Source organism: Comamonadaceae bacterium OTU4NAUVB1 (assembly GCA_024372625.1).
Classification (GTDB): Bacteria; Pseudomonadota; Gammaproteobacteria; order Burkholderiales; family Burkholderiaceae_C; genus Variovorax.
The window spans coordinates 27,926-52,916 of sequence record CP099607.1 but is presented as its reverse complement, the minus strand read 5'-3'; the positions used below and the strand labels follow the sequence as shown (position 1 = coordinate 52,916).

Annotated in this window: 24 protein-coding genes; 12 read left to right on the top strand and 12 right to left on the bottom strand. The window is 59.7% G+C overall.

The annotated features are described in order from the left end of the window. Positions 1-185: 185 nt before the first annotated feature. Entirely contained in the window at positions 186-626 is a 441-nt protein-coding gene (locus tag NF681_19905; protein UST56250.1) for a DUF305 domain-containing protein, read from the bottom strand. A 445-nt stretch (positions 627-1,071) separates the two neighbouring features. Between NF681_19905 and NF681_19900 the strand changes: the two genes are divergently transcribed. Beyond that, positions 1,072-1,506, top strand: a complete 435-nt coding sequence (locus NF681_19900; GenBank protein ID UST56249.1) for a hypothetical protein — start codon at positions 1,072-1,074, stop codon at positions 1,504-1,506. A 59-nt stretch (positions 1,507-1,565) separates the two neighbouring features. Here the strand turns inward: NF681_19900 and NF681_19895 are convergent, their stop codons facing one another. Both NF681_19895 and cueR read right to left on the bottom strand, forming a co-directional pair. Continuing rightward, a complete protein-coding gene (locus NF681_19895; GenBank protein UST56248.1) occupies positions 1,566-3,893 on the bottom strand; it encodes a heavy metal translocating P-type ATPase in 2,328 nt (775 codons plus the stop codon). A 167-nt stretch (positions 3,894-4,060) separates the two neighbouring features. Then, on the bottom strand, positions 4,061-4,525 hold the full coding sequence (gene cueR / locus NF681_19890; GenBank protein UST56247.1) for a Cu(I)-responsive transcriptional regulator: 465 nt from the start codon (positions 4,523-4,525) through the stop codon (positions 4,061-4,063). Positions 4,526-4,797: 272 nt separating this feature from the next. Here cueR and NF681_19885 point away from each other — a divergent pair, with 272 nt between their 5' ends. Continuing rightward, positions 4,798-5,049, top strand: coding sequence for a heavy-metal-associated domain-containing protein (locus NF681_19885; protein UST56246.1), 252 nt, complete (start codon positions 4,798-4,800; stop codon positions 5,047-5,049). A 17-nt stretch (positions 5,050-5,066) separates the two neighbouring features. Here NF681_19885 and NF681_19880 read toward each other — a convergent pair whose 3' ends face one another. The 5 genes from NF681_19880 to NF681_19860 all read right to left on the bottom strand — a co-directional run bounded on the left by NF681_19880 (position 5,067) and on the right by NF681_19860 (position 10,322). Beyond that, complete coding sequence (locus NF681_19880) at positions 5,067-5,549, bottom strand: DUF411 domain-containing protein (GenBank protein UST56245.1); 483 nt, start codon at positions 5,547-5,549, stop codon at positions 5,067-5,069. Between the two features lie 38 nt (positions 5,550-5,587). Then, positions 5,588-6,514: a copper homeostasis membrane protein CopD gene (gene copD / locus NF681_19875; GenBank protein UST56244.1), complete on the bottom strand. Its 927-nt coding sequence runs from the start codon at positions 6,512-6,514 to the stop codon at positions 5,588-5,590. Positions 6,515-6,517: 3 nt separating this feature from the next. Further along, entirely contained in the window at positions 6,518-6,889 is a 372-nt protein-coding gene (copC, locus tag NF681_19870; GenBank protein UST56243.1) for a copper homeostasis periplasmic binding protein CopC, read from the bottom strand. A gap of 29 nt (positions 6,890-6,918) precedes the next feature. Further along, the gene (locus NF681_19865; GenBank protein UST56398.1) at positions 6,919-8,088 is read right to left on the bottom strand and encodes a copper resistance protein B; all 1,170 of its coding nucleotides are present in this window, start codon (positions 8,086-8,088) and stop codon (positions 6,919-6,921) included. 470 nt (positions 8,089-8,558) lie between these two features. Beyond that, positions 8,559-10,322 carry a copper resistance system multicopper oxidase gene (locus tag NF681_19860; protein ID UST56242.1) on the bottom strand — a complete coding sequence of 588 codons (1,764 nt, stop codon included), beginning with the start codon at positions 10,320-10,322 and terminating at the stop codon, positions 8,559-8,561. 191 nt (positions 10,323-10,513) lie between these two features. On the opposite strand from NF681_19860, the gene NF681_19855 reads away from it, so the two are divergent. Both NF681_19855 and NF681_19850 read left to right on the top strand, forming a co-directional pair. After that, complete coding sequence (locus NF681_19855; GenBank protein ID UST56397.1) at positions 10,514-11,206, top strand: heavy metal response regulator transcription factor; 693 nt, start codon at positions 10,514-10,516, stop codon at positions 11,204-11,206. Beyond that, the gene (locus NF681_19850; protein ID UST56241.1) at positions 11,203-12,558 is read left to right on the top strand and encodes a heavy metal sensor histidine kinase; all 1,356 of its coding nucleotides are present in this window, start codon (positions 11,203-11,205) and stop codon (positions 12,556-12,558) included. Before NF681_19855 ends, NF681_19850 begins: the two co-directional genes overlap by 4 nt. Positions 12,559-12,605: 47 nt before the next feature. On the opposite strand, the gene NF681_19845 is transcribed toward NF681_19850, so the two are convergent. Further along, positions 12,606-12,782 carry a hypothetical protein gene (locus NF681_19845; protein ID UST56240.1) on the bottom strand — a complete coding sequence of 59 codons (177 nt, stop codon included), beginning with the start codon at positions 12,780-12,782 and terminating at the stop codon, positions 12,606-12,608. 74 nt (positions 12,783-12,856) lie between these two features. Further along, a complete protein-coding gene (locus NF681_19840; protein UST56239.1) occupies positions 12,857-13,186 on the bottom strand; it encodes a hypothetical protein in 330 nt (109 codons plus the stop codon). A 280-nt stretch (positions 13,187-13,466) separates the two neighbouring features. Here NF681_19840 and NF681_19835 point away from each other — a divergent pair, with 280 nt between their 5' ends. The 8 genes from NF681_19835 to NF681_19800 all read left to right on the top strand — a co-directional run bounded on the left by NF681_19835 (position 13,467) and on the right by NF681_19800 (position 22,271). After that, positions 13,467-13,961 (top strand): hypothetical protein, encoded by a 495-nt coding sequence (locus NF681_19835; GenBank protein ID UST56238.1) that lies wholly within the window; start codon positions 13,467-13,469, stop codon positions 13,959-13,961. Positions 13,962-14,044: 83 nt separating this feature from the next. Then, positions 14,045-14,377, top strand: a complete 333-nt coding sequence (locus NF681_19830) for a four-helix bundle copper-binding protein (GenBank protein ID UST56237.1) — start codon at positions 14,045-14,047, stop codon at positions 14,375-14,377. Between the two features lie 82 nt (positions 14,378-14,459). Continuing rightward, complete coding sequence (locus NF681_19825) at positions 14,460-15,158, top strand: DUF305 domain-containing protein (protein ID UST56236.1); 699 nt, start codon at positions 14,460-14,462, stop codon at positions 15,156-15,158. A gap of 74 nt (positions 15,159-15,232) precedes the next feature. Then, entirely contained in the window at positions 15,233-15,688 is a 456-nt protein-coding gene (locus tag NF681_19820) for a DUF305 domain-containing protein (GenBank protein ID UST56235.1), read from the top strand. 228 nt (positions 15,689-15,916) lie between these two features. After that, positions 15,917-16,303, top strand: coding sequence for a hypothetical protein (locus NF681_19815; protein ID UST56234.1), 387 nt, complete (start codon positions 15,917-15,919; stop codon positions 16,301-16,303). Positions 16,304-16,378: 75 nt separating this feature from the next. After that, positions 16,379-17,611, top strand: coding sequence for a TolC family protein (locus tag NF681_19810; GenBank protein UST56233.1), 1,233 nt, complete (start codon positions 16,379-16,381; stop codon positions 17,609-17,611). Beyond that, complete coding sequence (locus NF681_19805; protein UST56232.1) at positions 17,608-19,131, top strand: efflux RND transporter periplasmic adaptor subunit; 1,524 nt, start codon at positions 17,608-17,610, stop codon at positions 19,129-19,131. The genes NF681_19810 and NF681_19805 overlap by 4 nt, the downstream gene beginning before the upstream one ends. Then, a complete protein-coding gene (locus NF681_19800; protein ID UST56231.1) occupies positions 19,128-22,271 on the top strand; it encodes an efflux RND transporter permease subunit in 3,144 nt (1,047 codons plus the stop codon). Before NF681_19805 ends, NF681_19800 begins: the two co-directional genes overlap by 4 nt. A gap of 453 nt (positions 22,272-22,724) precedes the next feature. Here the strand turns inward: NF681_19800 and NF681_19795 are convergent, their stop codons facing one another. Together NF681_19795 and NF681_19790 are read right to left on the bottom strand one after the other, a co-directional pair. After that, complete coding sequence (locus tag NF681_19795) at positions 22,725-22,973, bottom strand: hypothetical protein (protein UST56230.1); 249 nt, start codon at positions 22,971-22,973, stop codon at positions 22,725-22,727. A gap of 33 nt (positions 22,974-23,006) precedes the next feature. After that, positions 23,007-24,938 (bottom strand): FTR1 family protein, encoded by a 1,932-nt coding sequence (locus NF681_19790; GenBank protein ID UST56229.1) that lies wholly within the window; start codon positions 24,936-24,938, stop codon positions 23,007-23,009. Positions 24,939-24,991 lie beyond the last annotated feature (53 nt).

Here is a 24,991-nt window from a genome sequence, read left to right as displayed (position 1 = left end):
ATCGCGGTCAATGCCGCGTCCGATTTGCATGTTGTTCGTCTCGCCAAGCCAAATAAGAAAAGCCGGCGTCGGACGCCGGCAAGTGGTCATGCTTGCCCACTTCGATAAAAGTCACCCAAGGGCGTTGGCAGCACAGCGTAACGATTTGACTGTGCTCGCCGAGCTTGCAGTTTTGAAGATCTGGATCAAGAACCTTTGATAGAAACGCCGTTTTTGGCCAGATAACGATCAATGGTCGCAATTTCCTTCTTCTGCGCCTTGATGACTTCCTGCGCCATCTTGCGCATCGAGGCATCCTTGCCGTTCTTCAGTTCCATCTCGGCCATGTCGATGGCGCCCTGATGATGGATGCGCATCATCTGCGCAAAATCGACATCGTGATTGCCAGTCATTGTCATGCCGGCCATCTTGTCGTTCATGCCCTTCATCATGGCTTTCATGTCACCGCCGTGATTCATGCCACCAGCGGGCATGGTATGACCGGCCATGGGTGCCTCGGTCTTGGCGGGTTGCGCATGAACGGCCAACGGCGCGACCAGACTGCCGAGCAGACCGGCCGCACACAAAACGTTCAAAAACCCGGCGCGAAGGGTCTTGGGCTGGCGCGCATGGGAGGTGAGGTTCATGAGGTTTCCTTGATAAAGATCGAAGTGACAGGTTGAGTAGCCTCTCGCAGTGCTTTCAGATCTACCTGACTGCGCCGCGTTGCGGTGTAAGAAATACAGACTGACGTTTGGTGCGATAGAGAGGCGCTTTGGCAAGTGGAGGTGCACGTCCTCTTTTGCGATGAACCTTGTCCTACTGGGTCATTTTGAGAAGTCGCATGCCCTACCTTGAGCCTGACGAACTTGTTGGCACTTTTCGACATGCACATGCTGCCAAGTCGGCATGCTTGCCATGACGCGTGGCGCGGTGCTGTACCCGATCGACCATGACGAATTTGTCATCCCCCCGTCAGCCTCCGGACGTCGAGAGGTTTTTAAAGTTCACCCCATGACGCGATGAGGTGCTTGAACAAGATACCGACGTCATGGACATCTTGAACATTGAACTAACTAGGAATTCACTCTCATGAACCGCATTACGTCCCTCGTGTCCTTGGCTCTTCTGAGCAGCTTCGCCGGTCTGGTCATGGCCGATGACAAGGCGCCCGCCGCACTGCAGCCTGCGCCGTTTGCCTCCACCTTGAGCCGGGCCAGCGTGTCCGGTGAGGAGCCGCAGTCCAATCTGTGGACACGGTTGGAGCACTCCGACGGCACTGCCGCACCCGCTCCCGCCGTCAGCGCGAACAGCCGGGCGTTCGTTGCCGCCGACACGGCGGTGTGGATGCGTTCCGGTCTCGCGACCCTGCAGGCCGGTGAAGCAGGTGCTGGCACGTCGAGCCCGGCTTACCGCCAGGCCACGGCAGCCTATGCCACGGCACGCTCCGGTGCTGAGTTCAACGCAACGCTGGAGCGAATGGAACGTGCGCAGCAAATCCGTGGCGTGAAGGCTGCCCAGCGTTGAGCATTCGGGAAGCATTTGAGGCTTCCCTCGCAACAATTCGGTAAATTTCGGCCGCCAGCTCATGCCTTTGAATGTGCATGATCTGAGCGGCCGATTTCATTGACTCGGCTGGACCTCAGGCGCAAGGCGTTGGTGATGACGGAGGCTGAACTCAGGCTCATCGCCAGCGCCGCAATCATGGGCGAGAGCAACCATCCAGTGAACGGGTACAGCACCCCCGCCGCCAGCGGGATGCCCAGCGCGTTATAGAGAAAAGCAAACATCAGGTTCTGCTTCATGTTAGCGATGGTTTGCTCAGAAATCAGACGGGCCTGCGCGATGCCGCGCAGGTCGCCCTTGACGAGTGTCACCTGGGCACTGTTCATGGCCACGTCGGTTCCTGTTCCCATCGCGATGCCCACATCGGCTTTGGCCAGTGCCGGCGCGTCGTTGATGCCGTCGCCTGCCATGGCGACGATGCGGCCTTCCTGCTGGAGCCGACTGACCAGCGCCAGCTTGTCAGCGGGTTTGACTTCGCCGTGCACCTCGTCGATGCCCAGCCGCTCAGCGACGGCCTTGGCCGTCGTCAGGCCATCGCCCGTGGCCATGATGACGCGCAGACCTGAAGCCTTGAGGCCGGCCAGTGCTTCCAAGGTGGTGGCCTTGATCGGATCGGAAACTGCCACCAAACCTGCAGGCTGACCATCGACCGCCAAGAACATCACGCTGGCGCCTTGCGTGCGCATGGCCTCGGCCTGCGACTTCAGGTCATCGACCGGCACGTGCAATTGCGCCATCAGCGCGGTGTTGCCCAAGGCGAGCTTTTTGCCGTCCACGCTGCCGCTGACGCCGATGCCGGTGCTGGACTCGAAACCCTCGGGCGTGGTCAAGGTCAGGTTTCGCTCTCGCGCTGCCCGGACAATGGCGTCCGCCAAAGGATGCTCGCTGCCTTGATCCAAACTGGCGGCAAGGCGCAGAACCTCGTCTTCTGTGAACCCCGACACAGGCACGACTCGTTCGAACACGGGCCGGCCTTCCGTGAGCGTTCCTGTCTTGTCGACGATCAGCGCATCGACCTTGCGAAAGTTCTCGATTGCTGCCGCGTCTCGGAACAGCACGCCCTGGGTGGCGGCCTTGCCGGTCGCCACCATGATCGACATCGGCGTGGCCAAGCCAAGGGCACAGGGACAAGCGATGATGAGCACGGCCACCGCATTGATCAGTCCGTAGACCCAACTGGGTTCGGGCCCGAAGAATCCCCAGGCCAGCAGCGTCAAGACCGCCACGCCGATGACGGTCACGACGAAGTAACCGGCGACATGGTCCGCCATGCGCTGCATGGGCGCCTTCGAGCGTTGGGCCTGCACGACCATCTGCACGATGTTCGCCAGCACGGTTTGCGATCCGACCTTTTCCGATCGCATCACCAGCGCGCCGTTCGTGTTCAGCGTGGCGCCGATCAGCGGATCGCCCACCCGCTTGGTCACGGGCAGCGGCTCACCCGTCAGCATGGATTCATCGACCGCGCTGCCGCCTTCGAGCACCACGCCGTCCACCGGCACTTTTTCTCCAGGCCGCACGCGCAAACGGTCGCCCACGTGGACGTGCGTGATCGGCACATCCTCTTCAACGTCATCGGCGTTGATTCGGCGAGCCGTCTTGGGCGCCAGGCCAAGCAGCGACTTGATGGCAGCCGAGGTCTGCGAGCGCGCCTTGAGTTCCAGGATTTGGCCGAGCAGCGTGAGCGAGATGATCACAGCGGCTGCCTCGAAGTAGACCGAGACCCTGCCCATGGACACGAAGGACGCAGGGAACACACCCGGCGCCACCGTCGCCACGACGCTGTAGACAAAGGCTGCAGCCGTGCCCAAGCCGATCAGCGTCCACATGTTGGGACTGCGGTTCGCCACCGACTGCACGGCACGCACGAAGAACGGCCAGCCGGCCCACAGCACGATCGGCACCGTGAGGACCAGTTCGATCCAGCTTTGGGTGCCCATCTCGAACCACTGCAGGCGGTGACCCGCCATCGCCAGCACGGTGACGACGATCGTCAGCGGCAGGGTCCAGAAGAATCGATGCCTGAAATCGCGCAGTTCCGGGTCTTCGCCCTCTTCAAGGGTGGGCATCTCCGGCTCCAGCGTCATGCCGCACTTGGGACAGTTGCCGGGGTGGTCCTGACGGATCTCCGGGTGCATGGGACAGGTGTAGATGGCACCTATGGCATCCGGGGGTGCGACTTGGGAAGGATGAGCAGGTTGAACATCGACGGTCGCAGCTGACACCGGCGAAGGCTTCATGTACTTGGCCGGATCGGCCTGGAACTTGGCCTTGCACCCCGCGCTGCAGAAGTAGACCGGCCGTTGTTCGTACTGCAGGACATGAGGCGACTGGACGGTGACGCTCATGCCGCACACCGGGTCCTTCAGAGGTGGGTCCGTGGGGGTGGAGGATGCCTTTTCACCCAGGACTGAGGGAGGCGAGCCGTGAGTTCCGCGAGGACCCCCATGGGAAGGTGAATGTGTGTGTTCCATGCGGTTTGTCCAAGCGGTGGGAGGGTTACAAATGCAGTGGCTCAGTGTCGACCTGGCTGGAGGCCACTGCCACGAAAGCGAAGCGGTGTCGCATCGGGAATTGGACGCTGCTCGTCTGCCAGGTTTTCGACGATCGGACAGTCGGGTCGGTCATCGCCATGGCAGTGGTCCACCAAATGCGCCAGCGTGGCCTTCATAGCCTGGAGCTCCTGGAGCTTGGCGTCGAGTTCCTGGAGGTGGGCCTGCGCCAGCACCTTGACCTGTAGGCTGGGACGTCGCTGGTTTTGCCACAAGCCCAGCAACTCGCGGATCTGCTCGATCGAAAAACCCAGATCGCGTGACTGGCGGATGAACCGCAGCGTGCTGACTTCCTTGTCCGTGTACTGGCGGTAGCCGGCCTCGGTGCGCAACGCCTCGGGGAACAGACCCACCTTCTCGTAGTGACGGATCATCTTGGCTGACAGGCCCGAAGCCTTGGCCGTTTCGCCGATGTTGAAAGGACCCATGCGCCTTCTTCCTTGAAAGTGATGCTTGGCAACGCGGACTGCCGGTGGCACCGAAGGCAACTTTGCAGCTCAGCAAAGTTGCTAAGAGGTGGCCAATGGATCACATCAACCTGCCAAGTTCAACAACGCATCTTCAAGGTTCCCACAATGGCAAGGTCAAAGCTTATGTGCGTGAACATTTCGGGATGAGGGACAAGACAGCTTTTTTGTTGACCTTCCCATTGAGGCAAGGATGAACATGAGCTTTTCAAACCCTTCTGTCGAAAGAATCCATGATCACATTTGAAGTCAACGACATGACCTGCAAGCACTGCATCGCCACCATCACCCAAGCGGTGGCGAGCGTCGATCGGCAAGCAGACGTTCGCATCGATCTGGCAAGCCACAGGGTAGAGATCGAATCCAGCACGGCCAGCGCAGAAGCTTTGAGCCAATGCATCCGAGACGCCGGGTACAGCCCTTCTGTTGCCACTTCGGCAGCAGTGACAACGGCACCGAAAAAAGGTGGCTGCTGCTGCGGCTGAAGCGGGAACACCTGCGCTTACCGGTAGGCTCGATAGACGGTAGGCGCGCCCTGTTTTGAAACCAACAAGACATCGAAACGGGGTTGTGGTTGAGCAGCACCGGGGGTGCCTTCCATGCCGGGTGACCCCATGGGCATCCCAGCAACGGCAAGTCCGACCGCCTGAGGGCGCTCAGCCAGCAAACGCTTGATTTCCGAAGCCGGCACATGCCCTTCCAGGGCGTACCCGGCGACCTCGCCGGTATGGCACGACGCCAATGCGAGCGGGATGCCTTTTTTGGCACGAATCGCAGAAGTGTCTTCGACATCGTGCACCGTTGTTTTGAAACCGGCGCGCTCCAAATGCGAAACCCATTCCTTGCAGCAACCACACGTTGGCGTTTTCCACACCTCGATCAGCGGGCCTTTCGCCTCTGTGGCTGCCAGCACAGGCAGCGCTAGAGCGGAAAAGGCGCCTGCCACCATGAAGCCGCGGCGCGTAGGGTTGATTTCATTTGGCATGTTGGAGATCGTGTTGAAAAAGCTGAAAGGTTGTTTTTTTACTTTGGAATTTCAGGCGACAGCAGGCCGAAAATCGCCACCAGAAGAAGTATGGCAACAGCCAGTGAAAATTCGACGTTGAGACTGCGCTTGAGAGCCATGCACGCCGCCTGCGTGTTACCCGAAAAAGCAGCTGCTTCAATGCGTGGCGCGAGGCGATAGCGATTGAGGGCGGCCATCAGCAGCATGCCGGCGAACAATGCCAACTTGAGCAGCAATAACCTGCCGTAGGCACTCTGAAAAAGCAGGTTCAGGTTTGTCCCTGCAATCAGATAGAAGTTGATGATTCCGGTCACGAGCAGTGTGACGACAATGATCGTTCCGACCATGGCAAAACCCACGGACGTTCTGGCAAGAACTGCAAAGTGCTTCTCACTCGAACCTGGCTTGGCCAAGGCAAGGAATGAAGCGAGGGCACCCACCCAAGCGCCAGCTGCCAGCAGATGAAGAATGTCGGCTGTAAAGTGCAGAAAGCCTCGCGTTCCTTCGTCCATTGCGCCATGACCACCCCAAGCCAGCGAACCCAAAGCAATTGCGCCACCCAAGGAAACAAGGATGCATCCTTGGGCAGGGCTACTGCGAAATCGTAGCATGCCCATCAAACTCACAACCACTCCCAGCATGCGGGCAATCCAAGCGGTGCCGAAATAGGTTTCGCCAAGAATCATCCCGAATGCGTGACTCTCGATTGTTTGAAAATCGGTAGCGCCGGTCATGTTTTTGACCATGACGACCAAGCTGGCAACTGACAGTGCGAAACCAAGAAAAATGCTTGTGAGAATGACTTTTGGAAAAACACGACCCGGAAAAGTTGAGCGCTCTTCATTTTTCAAAGCATAAAGGCTGAACAATGGCGTTCCAAAGAGAACCATAAAGTCCAAATACAGCCCGAATCGAAAAAGCACGCTCCACCAATCCAGATCCATGATTTACTTCACTTTGAAACTAAAGTTGCCGGTGATGGGATGTGTATCGCTGGACACTGCGCGCCAGTCCACACGATAAGTGCCGGTGGAGAGGGGTTGCGTGGGAGTGATGACCATGACCTTGGGATCAGCCGAAGAAGAAACGGAAGCAGGTGTTTTCATGGTGCCTTGCATTCCAGGCATTTCGGTCATTGTCAACGTGGCGCCAGAGAACTGCTTGACCAGATTTTCAGAAAATTCCAGTTCGATTTTCTGGGGAGCTTCTCCCATGGCGCCCTCGGCCGGGGTGGAAGACAACAATTTCGGATGTGCGAGGGCTGCGGCACTTGCCATGACCATCACCAATGCGCTTGCAGCGCGGACAACGTTACGCATTTGAACCATTTTGACTAACTCCATTTAAATTAAAACCACATCCGAACACCGGCAACGACGCGTGTTTCACTTGCCCGCCCGCCTGAAGCGCGCACCAAGTCCGCCGTTTTCCCGAAAGTCGAATACTTTTCAAGTCCGATATAAGGAGCGAATTGCCGACTAAATTCGTAACGAAGCCGCAAGCCTGCAGAGACATTGGCAAGTCCACTGCCAATCCCTGCGTCCGGGTCATTTTTTGAATAGATGTTTGCTTCTACGCGCGGCTGCAAAATCAAGCGCTGAGTCAGAAGCAATTCGTATTCGGCAGCGAATCGTGCGGCAGCTCGGCCATCTTGCGAAACATATCCTGTCGCCTCGACTTCAAACCAGTAGGGCGAGAGTCCTTGAATACCAAACGCCAACCAATTGCGCGACGGTCGGCCACTGCCCGCATCATTTCGAATACCAAGCTGAGTGTCGAAATATGTGGATACGGCGCGACTCCAAAGGAGTTCGTTTCTGGCTTCATGGACCCGGCCTTTTTCCACTTCGCCTTCTGTCTTGATCACCAGTTTGTTGTATGAGTTACCAAACCAGGCTTGCGCTTCATAGGAGGTAGAACGACCTGAATTTGTATCGACGGCTTCCAAGCGGTCCACCAGCACCGTGGCAAAGCTATGTTCGTCGGCCATGTGGAGGCTGCGCTTTGAACCAATGGCATACAAGCCACTGCCGGTGACAAAGCCGTCCGCGTAGGCGTTGGGATCACGTGCGTCTGGCGGCGCCGAGCCACCCTGCATCTGCATACCCCCCGCTCCATGATCCATGCCCTGCATGCCGCCCTGGTCCATGCCCTGCATCTTGCTGTGGTCCATGCCCTGCATGCCGCCCTGGCCCATGCCCTGCATCTTGCTGTGGTCCATGCCCTGCATGCCGCCCTGGCCCATGCCCTGCATCTTGCTGTGGTCCATGCCCTGCATGCCGCCCTGGTCCATGCCCTGCATCTTGCTGTGGTCCATGCCCTGCATGCCGCCCTGGCCCATGCCCTGCATCTTGCTGTGGTCCATGCCTTGCATGCCGCCGTGGTCCATGCCCTGCATCTTGCTGTGGTCCATGCCCTGCATGCCGCCCTGGCCCATGCCCTGCATCTTGCTGTGGTCCATGCCCTGCATGCCGCCCTGGTCCATGCCCTGCATCTTGCTGTGGTCCATGCCTTGCATGCCGCCCTGGCCCATGCCCTGCATCTTGCTGTGGTCCATGCCTTGCATGCCGCCCTGGTCCATGCCCTGCATCTTGCTGTGGTCCATGCCCTGCATGCCGCCCTGGTCCATGCCCTGCATCTTGCTGTGGTCCATGCCCTGCATGCCGCCCTGGCCCATGCCCTGCATGCCGCCCTGGCCCATGCCCTGCATCTTGCTGTGGTCCATGCCCTGCATCTTGTCCTGGCCTGTACCAGGCTTCTTGGCAGGGCCGACGCATTTCATCTTGCTTGAATCCATACCTTTCTGCATGTCGCCTTGCGTCATGCATGGCGCATTGCCGCTTGGCGCTGCGTCTGTCACGGATGGTTTGACCATGCCGTGCCCGCTATGCGACTGGGCAAAAGCGGGCAACGCGCTACCCGCAGTAAGGAGGCCAACGAGAATCGAGACAGCGTTTTTTTTCATGTTCATTCCTGGTTGCTTGGCGCTCATGCCACGATCGCCTCGCGGAACATGCCCGCATCCATGTGCATCATGAGGTGGCAGTGCCAGGCCCAACGTCCGAGCGCATCGGCCGTGACGAGAAAACTGATGCGTTGCGCAGGCTGAACCGGAATGGTGTGGCGGCGTGCCTGGAAGGCGCCTTCAGGTGTTTCCAACTCGCTCCAGACCCCGTGGAGGTGCATGGGGTGAGTCATCATGGTGTCGTTATGCAAGATCACCCGCACCCGCTCGCCGTATTTGAAATGCACTGGCGTGGACTTGCCGTACTCCACGCCGTCAAACGACCACGAGTACCGCTCCATGTTTCCGGTGAGATGGAGTTCAATCTCACGGCCAGGGCCGCGTGCATCCAATGCGCCACCGATCGTGTGAATGTCGGCGAGGGTGAGCGCACGCCGGCCGGTATCGCGCAATCCAATGCCCGGGTCGTCCAGATTCGTGCGAGCCATGTCGACCCGCATGTCGGTGCTGGGACCGTACTCGGTTCGAGCATGACGAGCCTGCGTGCTTGGCGTCGCCAGCGTGTTTTTGGCAGGTGCACCGTGACCCATGGCCGCATGGTCCATGCCTGCCATGCCACCCATGCCACCCATGCCACCCATGCCACCCATCATGTCCTTCATGGTCAGCCACTGGATCTTGTCCAAAGCAGGCACGGGCGCTTCCAGTCCCGCACGGATAGCCAGTGTCGCGCGGGCATAGCCTGTGCGTTCCATCGCCTGCGCAAAGATCGTGTGCGCATCGTCGCTGGGCACCACGAGGACGTCGCAGGTCTCCCCCGGCCCAAAGCGGAACTCATCCACGCTGACCGGTTCACAGTCGACCCCATCGACCTGAACCACCTTGAGCTTCACGCCCGGGATGCGAACGTCGTAGAACGTATTGCCCGAACCGTTCACGAAGCGCAGTCGAACGGTTTCACCCTTGGAAAAAATACCCGTCCAGTTACCGGCCGGCGTTGTGCCGTTGGCCAGGTAGGTCAAGGTCGCCGAGGAAAGATCCGCCAAGTCGGTGGGACTCATGCGCATTTCGTTCCACATCTTCCTTTTGTCCATCGCTGCGCGAAGACCGTCCTTGGAAACATCCCGGATGAAATCCGGCAAGGTGGGCTGGTTGTAGTTGTAAACGTCGCCTTGAACCTTCAACTTCTTGAGGACACGCATGGGATCTTCATCGGTCCAATCCGAGAGAAGCATCGTGTAATCACGATCTGCACGAATGTCCTTGCTTGCATCGGCAGGATCGATGATGAGGCTGCCATACACCCCGGTCATCTCCTGGAAGCCCGAATGCGAGTGATACCAGTAGCTGCCGTGCTGCTTGACTTGGAACCGGTACGTGAACGTCGTCCCCGGTGGGATGCCGTCGAAGCTAATGCCCGGAACCCCGTCCATCTGGAACGGCAGGATGATGCCGTGCCAGTGGATGGACGTGTGTTCCTGCAGCCGATTGGTCACGCGGATCGTGACCGTGGTGCCTTCGCGCCAACGCAGCGTCGGCCCGGGCAGGCTGCCGTTGATGGTGGTCGCGGTCGTCGGCTTCCCCGTGAAATTCACTGGGGACTCGTCGATGACGAGGTCAAATTCGGTGCCTGACAGCACGGGTGGCGACTGCGTGCCGGCGCTTGAGTTTGCAGCGCTCCACGCCCATGCGGGCAGCGCGGAAATCACACCGCCCGCCACCAGACCTTGCACGAACCGACGACGAGGCAAGGGCGGCAGCGCAGAAGCGACAGAGTAACGATTCATAGGGCTCTCAGGTGAGGGTTCGGCTGGCCGGTGAGACACCGGTTGGGAGAATGGACGTAGCGTAGAAATCCCGCACGAACAGGCGTCTGACCGGTTCATTACATTCGCGTAATGAACCCGTCATGTTGACGTTGGCTGGGCACGTCTACAGTGACCCGAACGCCCAAGAACTGGGCAATCAAGGCGATGCGATGAAGCTGCTGGTGGTCGAGGACGAGGTCAAGACGGGCGAATATTTGCGTCAAGGGTTGGCAGAAGCCGGCTTCGTCGTGGACTTGGCATCCAACGGACTGGACGGTCACCATCTGGCCATGAGCGAGGCCTACGACCTCATCATGCTTGACGTGATGCTGCCCGACGTGGATGGCTGGCGAATCCTGGAGACACTGCGCAAGACAGACAAGTCGGTGCCGGTGCTTTTCCTGACAGCGCGCGACAGCGTGGCCGACCGCGTCAAAGGGCTGGAGTTGGGAGCGGACGACTACTTGGTCAAACCGTTTGCCTTCGCAGAACTGCTGGCAAGGGTGCGTACCTTGCTGCGTCGAGGTAGTCAGGCCGTTGCGCCGGACCGGGTACAGGTCGGAGACCTGATCTTGGATCTTTCCCGCCGACGTGCTTCGCGAGCAGGCAAAAAGATCACCCTGACCAGCAAGGAATTTGCCCTGCTCGAACTTCTGGTCCGTCGGCGCGGTGAGGTGCTGCCACGCTCGCTCATCGCGTCTCAAGTGTGGGACATGAATTTCGACAGCGACACGAATGTCATCGATGTGGCCGTTCGCCGGCTGCGGGCCAAGATAGACGATCAGTTCGAGACCAAGCTCATTCAGACGGTGCGCGGCATGGGCTACCTCATCGATGAACCAGAGATCGATGCGCCCGCATGAGAAAAGTCTCGATCACGACTCGGCTGACGCTTCTCTTTGCCGGAACATCAGCAACCGTGCTGCTGGGACTGGGCATTTTGATTTCGAAGTCACTAGATGCACATTTTGCCAGTGAAGATTATTCGGCACTGGAAGAACGTATCGAACTCATTCAGACAACCAGCATTGAATCGACAGCCGAAACGCTCCCCGCGAAACTGGAAACAGCGCTCAAGAATTATCCGGGTTTCATTGCGCAGGTCACCTCGCGCGACCACGGCATTGTCTATGCCACCAAAAACTTTGATTTCGTCCTGCCGAATGCAATAGCCAAAACCAACAAAAGGTTTGAATGGACCGAGAACGGTCAGAAATACCGGGGTGTCGTGTATCGCACTCCACCAGGCTCGCGCAATTTGGGAGATCTGACCATCCTGGTGGGATTGAGTACATTGATTCACGAGCATTTCATGGGAAGCTTCACGTACACGCTGTTTGCGTTTGTGCTGGGAGCCACCGTCCTGTGTGGTTTGCTGGGTTGGTGGGCCGCAAGAAGAGGCTTGGAACCGTTGCGAGCCATGTCCAATCGTGCAAAAACAGTCACGGGCAGTCATCTGCATGAGCGCATGCCAGTCGAGTCCGTGCCTGTAGAAATTGCAGACTTGGCCCACACGCTCAATGCCATGCTGGCACGGTTGCAGCAAGATTTTCAGAGGCTGTCGGATTTCTCATCGGACATTGCCCATGAACTGCGCACACCCATCACCAACATGATGACCCAGACGCATGTGACATTGACTCAACGTCGATCCAACGAGAAATACCGGGACATCATGGCTTCGAATGCCGAGGAGATGCAGCGGCTGGCGCGGATGATCTCGGACATGCTGTATTTGGCCAAAACCGAAAACGGATTGAATCTTCCCAGTTCTGAAGATGTTTTTCTGGACAAGGAAATTGAAGCTCTTTTTGAATTCTACGAGGCTCTCGCGGAAGATAAAACCGTCACCTTGAGTGCAACAGGAGCCAGTGTGATCTGTGGTGACAAACTCATGATTCGCCGTGCGATCAGCAATGTGCTTTCCAATGCATTGCGTCATGCCTACCCGCACACCTGCATTCAGGTTCAAATACTTAAAGAAAACTCAAATTCAATAATTAATATTACCAATACAGGTGATGTGATTCCAGCAGATCAAATCGCCTCGATATTCGATCGTTTTTTCAGGGCCGACAAATCACGCACCAGGCCGGATTCGGAAGGAGTTGGTTTGGGTTTATCTATAACCAAGGCAATCATGACGGCGCACAATGGAGCGATCAAGGTAAGCTCCAATGATGATAAAACCACCTTCACTTTGATTTTTCGTTAGATATTTTCAGATAAAGGCCAGACAAACTTGTGGGTCGTTATTGAGGTTTAGAAATGCACGCTGCGCCGGTCTGGCTCTGCCAGCGCCTTAGTGTCCATCGCCCAAAGGTCGCGCGACACACTGATCGTCGATAGTATGACGGAGGAGCTTTCAATAACAGCCAAAAAGGTTTCGCCGCCTTGAGCGCGCAGCAACGGATTGAAGTCAAAGCGCGCTTGAATCACGGGGGATGGCTGGCTTTGTCGTCCAGCGCCTCCGCCCGACACCCAAGGTCGAGTTTCGCGGGAGCGAAATATGGCTAAAGCGTGACGACGTCGATGGGCAAAGCGCCCAAACCTACGTCTTGGTGACGATCGGCCACCCGGTCCCAATCCCTGAGCAAACGCGCGTAGACGGGGTTTCCCCGATCGAAGATGTCATGACCCCCTGGATCGCCCACGATGTCCAGCAGCAACAAGCCTGCGGAGGGCTCCGCGTGCTTGAGGGAATACACCGCCACGCGATCACTGGTCCGTTCGTAAGGCGTTGAGCGTTCGTCGTCTGCTTGCTGGTTCCAGGCCACCCGCGCCACAGGATCGAACGGCTGCAGATGGACGTAAAACGCAAAACTGACCGCGTTGGCCGACACCGGCCGGTTAGGTTTGTCTCTGCCGATGGCGCAACAAATTTCCAGGCCACCTCACGGGTCAGGGTGGCGACGCAAACGTCACCAGAAGATTCATAGAGAAGTTCGCTGTCTCAAGAAAATGATCTTCTCTTACGTGGGTCAAAAACCGCTTGAGCAGATTGACCAACATCGTGTTCCTCGAAATCTTCTCGCAATTTGAAGTTTGCTGGTGACGGATTTCCGCGCAAACAGGTCATGGCATGCCGATTGCCCAGATAGAGACTAGACACACCATCCCATCATGGCTTTTCTCGTTGCAGCCTTTCACTCGCTGATTTTCAGGTGGCACTGGGATGTGCGCACCCCATCAGGGTTCTCTGCCATGCAATTTTTGCTGCCTGTGCTGCAGCTCAAATGGCTTCAGCGTTTTGTTTTTGTTGTGGTGCTGGGGACATTTCTTCCGGTGACGATCGCAGCAGCGGCCTGCCAAATCCACTGCACAATGGAACAAAAAACCGACGCTGACAGTCTCCAAGAAAATTCCCATGAGCATGAATTCTCCACGGGACTTGGATTGGCTGGCAGCAAATCGGACCACGCTGGAGACAACTCGTCGAGCAACGTGAGTGATCATCTGCAGCATCCGGGCGCATGTCATTTGGCACACGTTCCGGGTCTCGATGGTGCATTGACTGAATCGGGAATCTTGAAGACAACATCAGGGTGGATGAACCAAGTGATGGTTAATCCCTCTTCCTGTACATGGCCGCCACCGCGTCATCCGCCACGCACCTGAAATTTTCCTTACTTTTGCGATTTTGATTCTATCTGCCACGCGGATGTTCTGCGTTGGTAGTATTTCGTAATTAGGAGAATTTCATGACTGAACAGAACAACCAAACCTGTATTGATGCTTGCAATGCTTGCGCAGATGCTTGCGACCGCTGTGCGAGCGCGTGCTTGAAAGAAAAAGACGTGCAGATGATGGCACGGTGCATTGCCTTGGACATGGACTGTGCTGCGATCTGCAGATTGGCCGCTGGTCACATGGCTCGAAACAGCGATTTCGCCAAGCAGATTTGCCAGTTGTGTGCTCAAGCCTGCCAAGCCTGCGGCGACGAGTGCTCGAATCATCAGCACGACCATTGTCAAGCCTGCTCCCAGGCGTGTCTTGAATGTGCGCAAGCGTGCTTAAGCATGGCGCGCGCATAGCGCTTTGACGCCTGTACGTCTCTTTTTTCACTCGTGGCCCGCCAGCCTACGGTGGGCCAAACACAGTTTTTTGGAGTTTCAAATGCGTATTTCAAACCTTTTATTCATTGCAGCTTGTGTACCTCTCATGGGCACAGCGCAAGCCCATGCTGAAGGGCCAGGTCAGGGCCAAACAGCTCGTTTTGAAGTTGAGTTCATGCAGATGGCCATCGACCATCACTTTGCTGCCTTGCGCATCACTGAACTCGCTGCCGGCACCGATGTTCAACGGGATGCCGACATCAATGCCATGGAGGGCACCTCGCCGACGCCAGGCTTCTCACCGACCCCAGCAAAATCCTCGCTGGACGACTTGAAGTCCATGGCGCGCCGCAACAACCGCATGCAACGCGAGGAAATCATGAAGATGCAGGGTTTTCTGCGAGATTGGTACAGCATCCAGTACCAGCCTCGACTTCGCCCGGAAAACGCCGCACAGATTGCCATCTTGGAACGCGCCCAGACAGGAGCGGATTTCAATCGAAGTTTTTATAAGGTGTTTGCTCGCCACCATTACACGCTGATGGAACCAGTCAACGCCTGCATGACTGGAACGGATCTCGATCATGAGGAATTACGCAAGGAGTGTCGTGGCATGTGGCACAGCCAGATCGCCGACATCGACATGATGCGCATGGAGCTGAAGAAGCACTTCGGAATCGTCGACTACCAACCTTTCAGGAACTTGGAACCATTGCGAGGCAACAACGGATTGCCACAAGGCAGCCACAGCGGCGGTTGATGACATTGGATCGACTTGCCATTTGCCTGGGACAAATGGTGAGTCGTTTTCTCATACAAAAAAAGGAAAACAAGATGCAGCACCCTTATCGCCGTTTCGGCGCCATGATTGCCACCTCGACTGTGGTGATGTTCGGATTGATGTATCTGAACACCTATCAAACAGACCACATATTCTTTAGCCAGACGCGGATGTGGATGGCACTGCTGATGGGCGCGGTCATGGCAATCATCATGCTGGCCTTCATGACACACATGCTGGAGAGTCGTTCAGCGAATTTGAAAATCTTGATAGGAAGCGTCATCGTCTTCGCCTTGTCCTTGTGGCTTGTTCGCAGTCAAACCACCGTCGATGATGTTTCTTACATGAAAGCGATGATTCCGCACCACTCGATTGCCATCATGACCAGCAAGCGAGCCCATATAGCAGACCCTCGCGTTCGCAAGTTGGCAGATGACATCATTTCAGCACAGGTTCGTGAAATCGATGAAATGAAAAATTTGATCCAAGATCTGAATAATAAACGCTGAATTTTATTGAGCCTGTTACAACGCATCCGTCGCCCGTTTGGCCGCCGCCGCCGCGGTGCCAAGTAAAGGCTGCTGCTACGGTCAAGGGTTTGCCTTGGATACCGCTTCTGTGTGTCAGTCTGACAGGCGTTTTGGCATCGCCGGGCGTGGCCGATGCATGTTTAAGAAGTCTTGACGCTAACGGTAATTTCTGCGATCAAAAGTCTGCGCGCTACACTGAGGCCTGACATGTTTGGTCCTCATCGTCTTCATCGCTGCATGACTGCGTTCTTCGTGGTCCTGGCCCTGCTGTTCTCCCAGCTGGCGCTGGCTGGCTACGTGTGTCCTGGCACGCCGGATGCCGAGTCGATGGCGGAGACGATGGCCGCTGGCGCGCCCTGCGATGGCATGGACACGGTGCAGCCCGTGCTGTGCTTCCAGCATGCCGCCGACTTGTCGCTGTCCTTCGAGCACTTGAAACTGACCACCCCTTCACTGCCGGCCATCGTGCAGTTGGTGGTAATGCCGCTGGTGCTTGCGGCTCAGGGTGATGCCCTTCCGCCACAGGCGGTGCCCGAGCGACAACATCCCCCACCTGACCCCGTTTTTCTCGCGACACGCAGACTTCGCGTCTGACATCTCCATCGACTGACCGATGCTGGTGCGGCTTGCCCGCCTGCCAGCCATTACTCGTTCGTCTGCGGAGATTCCATGTCCTTCTTTCTTTCTCGCGCGGTCGCCTGGACTGCGGCGCTGGTGCCTTGTCTGGCAACAGCTGCTCCCCTGTCACTGGAGGCGGCGCTTGAGCTCGCTGCCCAACGCTCGCAAACCACGCGTGCGGCCCGCGCGGGCGCCTTAAGTGCGTCTGAAGCGGCGCGAGCGGCCGCTCAGCTTCCTGATCCGATGCTGCGTGTGGGCATCGACAACCTGCCAGCCACAGGGCCCGATCGCTTCAACACCGCCCGCGATTTCATGACGATGAAGCGCATTGGCATCAGCCAGGAATGGTTGTCCGCCGACAAGCGCGACGCCCGACAGGCTGCCGCTGAGGCCTTGGTCCGCCGCGAGGACGTGCAGGTGCAAGCCGCTGCGGCCGATGCCCGCCGGCAGACCGCCCTGGCCTACCTGGACGCATTCTTCATCAGCGAAAGCCTGAAGCTCGCCAGGCTCCTGGAGCACCATGCCCAGGAGGAACTGGCCGCGTCCCGGGCACGCTTGTCCTCGGCCACGGGCAACAGCCAAGAGGTGCTGGCACTCACCGGTGCACAAGGTGCTGCACAAGACGAAACGGCCGATCTCCTGCAGCAGCAAGACAGCCTCAGCGTCGCTTTCGAGCGCTGGGTCGGCAGGCCGCCTGAGGATCTGGTGCCTCCCGGTACGTTCAGGCTTCCAGCGGAGGAAACCTACGTGCGCGCGCATCCGAGCGTTGCGGCCATGCAGCGCGACGTGGACGTGGCCAGGCAAGCCGCAAGCGTTACCGCGTCCAATCGCCAGCCCAACTGGACCTGGGAGGTCGCGTACGCCCAACGCACCGGCTACTCGGACATGGTGTCGGTGGGCGTCAACATTCCACTGGCCATTTCGCCGGGGGAACGCCAGGACCGGGACACGGCTGCCAAGCTGGCGCTGGCGGACAAGGCAGAAGCCGACCTGGCCGAGGCAACCCGTGCCGCCGCCGCCGAGTACCGGTCGCTGCGCGGTGAATCGCAGCGCCTCGCGCAACGAATCGACGGCTACCGCACGGCTATCGTGACACCAGCCAGCCAAAGAACAGCCGCAGCCATGGCGGCGTACCGATCCAACCAAAGCGGCTTGGTCGCTGTGTTCGAAGCGCGACATGCGGAGGTCGAAGCGCAGCGCAAGCTCCTTGCGCTGCAGCGCGACTTGGCCCGAACCCATGTCCAACTGGCTTTCCGGCCGCTCACTGCCCAGGTGTCGCCATGAACAGAACCCGTGTGATCGGCTTGTCCCTGCTGGGCGCTGTGCTGCTTGCCACTGGCACCTTCTACCTGGGACGTCGGACCGGCCCACCCATGGACGCGGCGATGACCGCACCCGCCACCGCGTCTGCCACGGAAAGCCGCAAGGTGCTCTACTGGCATGACCCCATGGTCCCTGGCCAGCGCTTTGACAAGCCTGGCAAGTCGCCCTTCATGGACATGCAACTGGTCCCTGTGTATGCAGACGCTGCAACGGGCACCGCCGGCGACGAGGGCGTCAAGGTCAGCGGTGCGGTTCAGCAGAACCTGGGCATTCGCGTGGCTCAGGTCAGACGGGCACAAACCTCCGCCTCCTTCGACGCACTCGGCAGTGTCCAATTCGATGACCGGCTCAACGTTGCCGTGCAGACGCGAGTGGCGGGCTATGTCGAAAGGCTGACAGTGCGCGCACCCATGGAGCGGGTGCGCAAGGGTCAAGCCCTGGCCACGGTCTTTGCGCCCGAATGGCTCGGGCCGCAGAACGAATGGCTGGCGCTCCAGCGCGCTGGCGTCTCCTCCGACCTCGTCACGGCGGCGCGCGATCGCATGCGCGCGATGTCCATCCCCGCCGATCTGATCCGCCGCAGCGAGGAGACGGGCACGGCGCAAGCGCACTACGTCTTGAGCGCGCCGATCGATGGGATCGTGGCCGAGCTGAACGTGCGCGAAGGTGTGGCGGTCACGCCCGGCACGACGCTGTTTCGCATCGCCGGCCTGGGAAAGGTCTGGGCGGTGGCGGAGGTCCCCGAAGCGCAAGCGGTGCGTCTGGTGCGAGGTCAAAAGGTCAAAGCCGTCCTCCAAGCCGATGCGGCACAGGCCTTCGACGGCGCGCTCGACGAGATCCTTCCCGAGGTCAATGCCGCCACGCGCACCCTCAAGGCGCGCTTCGAGGTTGACAACAGGAACACCAAACTGGTGCCGGGCATGCTGCTGAGGCTGCAAGTGACGGGCGCCAGCAGCCTGCGGTTGGTGGCGCCCACCGAGGCGGTGATCCGCACCGGCCAGCGCGCCGTCGTGATCGTGCGCAAGGCCGATGGCGCGTTCGAGCCGCGAGACGTGTCACTGGGCGCGGACATGGGCGAGGAGATCGAGGTGGTCTCGGGCCTGGCCGACGGGGACCAGGTGGTGGTCAGCGGCCAGTTCCTGATTGACTCCGAAGCCCGATTGCGCTCCGTGCTGGGCAGCATGTCGCCGATGCCGCCGCCGTCTTCCGCCGCCGCTGCCGCTGCCGTGCCATCGGCCACCGTGCTGCATACCGCAGAAGGCAAGGTCGAGAGCGTGGCGCCCGATGGCCTCACGATCTCGCACGGCCCGGTCGCCACGCTCAAGTGGCCTGCCATGACCATGGGCTTCGCCAAGGCGGCGCCTGAGGCTTTTTCGGACATCAAGGTGGGCGAGACGGTTCGATTCGAATTCAAGGAAGGCGGTCCCATGGGCTACGAACTGGTCGCCGTCCAGCGCGTGCAACCAGGCGCCAAGCCATGATCGCCGCCCTGATCCGCTGGTCGGTCGGCAACCGATTCCTGGTGCTCATCGCGACCCTATTCCTGGTGATCGCCGGAGGATGGTCGCTGGCCCGAACGCCGCTCGATGCATTGCCCGATCTCTCGGACACGCAGGTCATCATCCGCACACCGTTTCCCGGCAAGGCCCCTCAGGTCGTGGAGGACCTGGTCACCTACCCGTTGACCACCACCATGCTCAGCGTGCCCGGTGCCAAGACCGTTCGCGGGTACTCGTTTTTCGGCGATTCCTTTGTCTACGTGCTGTTCGATGACCAGACCGACCCCTACTGGGCGCGCTCACGCGTGGTGGAGTACCTCAACCAAGTCCAAAGCCGCTTGCCCGCAGGCGCCAACGCCTCGCTGGGTCCGGATGCCACCGGAGTCGGCTGGGTCTACGAATATGCGTTGGTCGACCGCACCGGCACGCGCGACATCGGGCAGTTGCGCGCGCTCAACGACTGGTTCCTGAAGTTCGAGCTGAAGACCGTGCCCGACGTGGCCGAAGTGGCCGAAGTGGCCAGCATCGGCGGCATGGTGCGTCAGTACCAGGTGGTGCTGGACCCCGACCGCATGCGTGCTCTGGGGATCACGCAGTCGATGGTGTTGAAGGCGCTGCAAGCGGCCAATCAGGCCTCGGGCGGCTCGGTCGTCGAATTTGCCGAGGCCGAGTACATGGTGCGTTCGCGTGGCTACCTGCGCTCGCTGGACGATTTCCGCACGATTGCCTTGACCACGACGAACGCGACGCCGGTGCTCCTGCGTGACGTGGCAACGGTGCAGATTGGCCCGGAAATGCGGCGCGGCATCGCCGAGCTGGACGGCGAAGGCGAAGTGGCGGGTGGCGTCATCGTCATGCGCTCGGGCAAGAACGCCCGCACGACGATCGAAGCCGTCAAGACCAAGCTCGAAGCGCTCAAGCCGAGCTTGCCGCCGGGGGTCGAGATCGTGCCCACCTATGACCGGTCGCTGCTGATCGACCGGGCCGTGGAAAACCTGCGCGACAAGCTGATCGAGGAATTCGTCGTGGTGGCGCTGGTCTGCGCGGTCTTCCTGTTTCATCTGCGCTCGGCACTCGTGGCCGTGGTGGCGTTGCCGATCGGCGTGCTGTCGGCGTTCATCGTCATGCACTGGCAGGGCGTCAACGCCAACATCATGTCGCTGGGCGGCATCGCGATCGCGATCGGTGCCATGGTGGACGGCGCCATCGTGATGGTGGAAAACGTCCACAAGCACATCGAAGCCTTCGAGACGGCGCACGACCGGCCGCCCACGGTGGCGCAGCGATGGCAACTGGTCACCGAGGCGTCCGTGGAAGTTGGTCCCGCCCTGTTTTTCTCGCTGCTGGTGATCACGCTGTCCTTCGTGCCCGTGTTCTCGCTCGAAGCGCAGGAAGGTCGGTTGTTCGCGCCGTTGGCGTTCACCAAGACCTACGCGATGGCGGCGGCAGCGGGCTTGTCAGTGACGCTGATCCCGGTGCTCATGGGCTACCTAATCCGGGGACGCATCCCCCATGAAGCCTCGAACCCTGTGAACCGCTTCTTGACGGCGGTGTATCGACCCGCGCTGGAGCTGGTCCTGCGTTTTCCCAAGGGCACGCTGGCCATGGCGACCGTGCTCCTGGCGCTGACGGCGGTGCCATTGACGCGATTGGGCGGTGAGTTCATGCCACCCCTTGATGAGGGTGACCTGCTTTACATGCCCTCCGCGTTGCCGGGTCTGTCGGCATCAAAAGCGTCCGAGCTGCTGCAGCAGACCGACCGCTTGATCAAGACCGTGCCGGAGGTCGCACGCGTGTTTGGCAAGGCAGGCCGTGCAGACACTGCGACCGATCCGGCACCGCTCGAAATGTTCGAGACCACCATCCAGTTCAAGCCGAAGGCGCAATGGCGCGTAGGAATGACGCCGGACAAGCTGGTCGAAGAACTGGACCGCACCGTCAAGGTGCCGGGCCTGACCAACGTGTGGGTACCGCCCATCCGCAACCGGATCGACATGCTGGCCACAGGCATCAAGAGCCCGGTAGGCATCAAGGTGGCAGGAGCCGATTTGGCCACCATCGATGCGTTGACCACGCAGATCGAAGCGGCGGTCAAAGGCGTTTCGGGCGTGTCGTCGGCACTGGCAGAGCGCCTGACGGGCGGACGCTACATCGACGTCGACGTGGATCGGTTTGCTGCCGCGCGCTATGGGCTATCGGTGGCAGACGTGCAGTCAGTGGTCTCCACGGCCATCGGCGGCGAGAACGTCGGCGAGGTGATCCAGGGCCGTGAGCGTTATCCGATCAACGTCCGATACCCGCGCGAGATCCGCGATTCGCTGGAACGGTTGCGACAACTGCCTTTCGTGACCGACAAGGGTGCGCAGCTGCTGCTGGGCGACGTGGCAAAGATCGCCATCGAGGACGGGCCGCCGATGCTGCGCAGCGAGAACGCTCGGCTCTCAGGCTGGGTTTATGTCGATGTCCGCGGTCGTGACCTGCGGTCTGCCGTCAACGACATGCAGGCGGCGGTCGATCAGGCCGTGAAGATGCCTTCGGGCTATGCCGTGTCATGGTCTGGTCAGTTCGAGTACCTGGAGCGCGCCACTCAACGACTGAAGCTGGTGGTGCCTGGCACGCTGGCAGTCATTTTCGTGCTGCTCTACATGCTGTTCCGATCGTTTGGCGACGCGGCGCTGGTGATGGCGGCCGTGCCGTTTTCGCTCATCGGCGGCTTCTGGCTCGTTTGGATATTGGGTCATGCGATCTCGGTTGCCACGGCGGTCGGCTTCATCGCGCTGGCCGGGGTAGCCGCCGAGTTTGGAGTGGTGATGCTGGTCTACCTGAAGAACGCGCTGACACGGCGTCTCGACGCAGGCGAGCCGATGAATGACGACACCCTGCTGGCCGCGATCCGCGAAGGTGCGCTACTGCGCGTGCGACCCAAGGCCATGACCGTCGCCGTTGTGATGGCCGGACTGCTGCCCATCCTGTGGGGAAGTGGCACGGGCTCTGAGGTCATGACCCGCATCGCCGCGCCGATGGTTGGCGGCATGGTTACCGCGCCGCTGCTGAGCATGCTGGTCGTTCCTGCCGCTTGGTATCTGATACACCGCCGCAGCCACGCCACGCGCATTGTTTGACCGAACAATTCTGCTCAATATTCCAAAAGATTCATTTATGAAGATCTTGCATTTGCACGTATTTGACTTACTTGTTGCATCCGCTGCGGCGACTTAAATAAAACATTTAACAGCGTTGGATATTTTGTCGTGTACAGCAGTCTTTCCAACCCTTCGGTAGGCAAAAAAGTTCTTGTTGTTTACTTAATTTTTGGCTGCTGCTTTGCTCTGGCAATTTATTTATTCCGGCTTTGGCAGCGACACTCGACGCGCGCCAAGCTACGCGATTACTCTTATGCGGATCGACTCACCTACCGATTCAATCGCAAGCGAAAGCAGCTATTAAAAAAGGCAGGCAAGATAAAAAAAGTTCGTTCTTCCAAACGATGAGGACGCTTTGCGCATAGCAGATCGACGGGAATAATTTTCATGATTCAGGCTTGAATCAAGGACTGAGTTTCGAAAATTGCTTGCTCAAATTTTGAAGTGCGCGCTCAGGGCGGATTTCAAGGTGTCGATGCTCACCAAATCCTGATCGCCGGGCTTGGCATTCCTCTCAGCCACGCCGATGCATTCCTCGACCACAAGGCGTGCAAAGGTGTCGAAGTTGATCTCGGTCCAGGTTTCGGTCTTGCCGGTGCAGTGATCGCTGGATTCCTTGAAGTCCATGGCGCGCGTGGCCAGCGCTTTGATCTTGGGATTTGTGGAGTTGATGGCTTGCATGGGAGATGGTCGAGCTTGATGCGGGGGTGAAGGTCAGGCCGCCTGCAGGCGACGGCCTCGGTAGGCGTTCATGGCATAGCCGGAGAACGCCACCAGCAGGATGACGACCTGCGCCATGACGGTCTCCATCGACGGGTACAGGCCCAGCAGCTCGATGCGCGGCGCCAGGATGGGCGTCGCACCCACCCAGCCGGCTTCCTGCAAGCCCGCCACGCCCTTGCCCACCAGGACCACGGCCAGCAAGGCGACCAGCACGGACGTGATGCTGAAGAACTTGCCAATGGGCATGCGCGCACTGGTCTTGAGCAACACCCACGTCAGGACCGCCAGCAGCGCGACGCCCACGCCCAGACCGGCGAGCAAGGCGTTGCGGTTGCCATCGGCCGACAGGGCCGAATAGAACAACACCGTCTCGAAGACTTCGCGGTAGACCGCCACGAACGACAGGCCGAACAAGGCCCAGGCCGAGCGCTTGGACAACGCCGAGGACAGCTTTTCCTTGAGGTAAGCCTGCCAGCGGCCGGCCGCGCTCTTCTGGTGCATCCACATCCCCACGCTCAGAAGGACCAGCGCGGCGAACAGGGAGGACAGTCCTTCGGTCACTTCACGGCTCGCGCCACTGATGTTCACGAAGTAGGTGGCTACGGCCCAGGTCAGGCCGCCCGCGGCCAGGGCCACGATCCAGCCGCCATGCACATAGCGCAGGACGTCCGGACGGTTGGCCTTCTTCAGGAAAGCGATCATGCCCACGACGATCAGCAAGGCCTCCAGGCCTTCGCGCAGCAGGATGGTGAGCGAGCCCAGGAAGGTGGTGAGCGGTTCGGCCGCCTTGCCGCCCAGCTCGCGCTCCACCTCGGCAAAAAGGTAGTCCAGCCGCTGCGCGGCGCCCTCGCTTTGGGCCAGGGTGCCGTTAGCGATGGCCGAGCGATAGGCCAGCATGCCGTTTTCCACTTCGGTCAACAGTGCCTTGTTGCGCGCGCCCAGCGAAGGCTCCAGCGGCTCGAAGCCGTCCAGGTAGGCCGAGAGGGCCAAGCGCGTGGCGGCGGTCTTGTCGCCTTGGCGCAAGGCCTTCAGGCTCTCGTCCAGGCGCTGGCGCGACAGGGCCAAGCCGTTGCTGTTGCCGCTGGCCGCAGCCACTGCCGGTTGCGAGCGCACATAGGCGGTCACATCCCGGGCCGACTCCGCACCGACTCGGGTTGCTATCGACGCTTCGGTGAGCGTGGTCACGGCGGCCAGGTCGGCGAACTCCTTGCGGGCGGGCGCGTTGCCCTTCCACAGCTGCTCGCCGCGCTCGCGCATCGCGTTGTCATGGGACAGCGTTCCGGCGAAGAACGCCACGGCCCACTTGTCCTCCTCGGACAGCGCAGCAAAGCTCGGCATCGAGGTGCCTTGGACGCCTTGAGAAACCACCTGATAGAGCGCCATCAGGCTGCGCGAGCCAGCGCGCTCGCGGTCCGTAAAGTCGATCGGTGGCGGGTCCAGGTTGGCAGCCAGCGGGCCGTTGCCACCGCCCGTGGTGCCGTGGCACGCCGCGCACTGCGCCTGGAACAGGACGGCACCGCGCTGCAGGTCGGGCAATGTCTTGGGCGCCACGGGGATCGGGTAGGCCGCTACGAGCAGGGCTTCGGCTTGGTGAGCCAGCCGGGCCACCTGGGCGCCCTCGACCGTGCTGGTGACGGCTTGCTGCAGCTGGTTGGCCGCATCGACCACGGCTTGTTTGGATGCATGCGGTGGCAGCGCCCGTGCTTGCGTCACCGCGTTGGCAGTGAAGTCTCGCATTTCCGCGTACTCGGACTCACTGACGACGGCGCCCTTGTCCACCGCACCGCCATAGTCCACGGCCACATAGTCGAGCAGTTGCCACAGCTGGCGTGGGCCTTCCTCCGTCTGACCCGCAGGGGTCTGCGCGGCTGCAGAACCCCAGACACACACACTCAACCACAGCATCCAGAACAAACGCTTCATCATTCGACTCAAACAAGAACGACACGCATTTTCGTTGAGTCTGAAAAACCCGG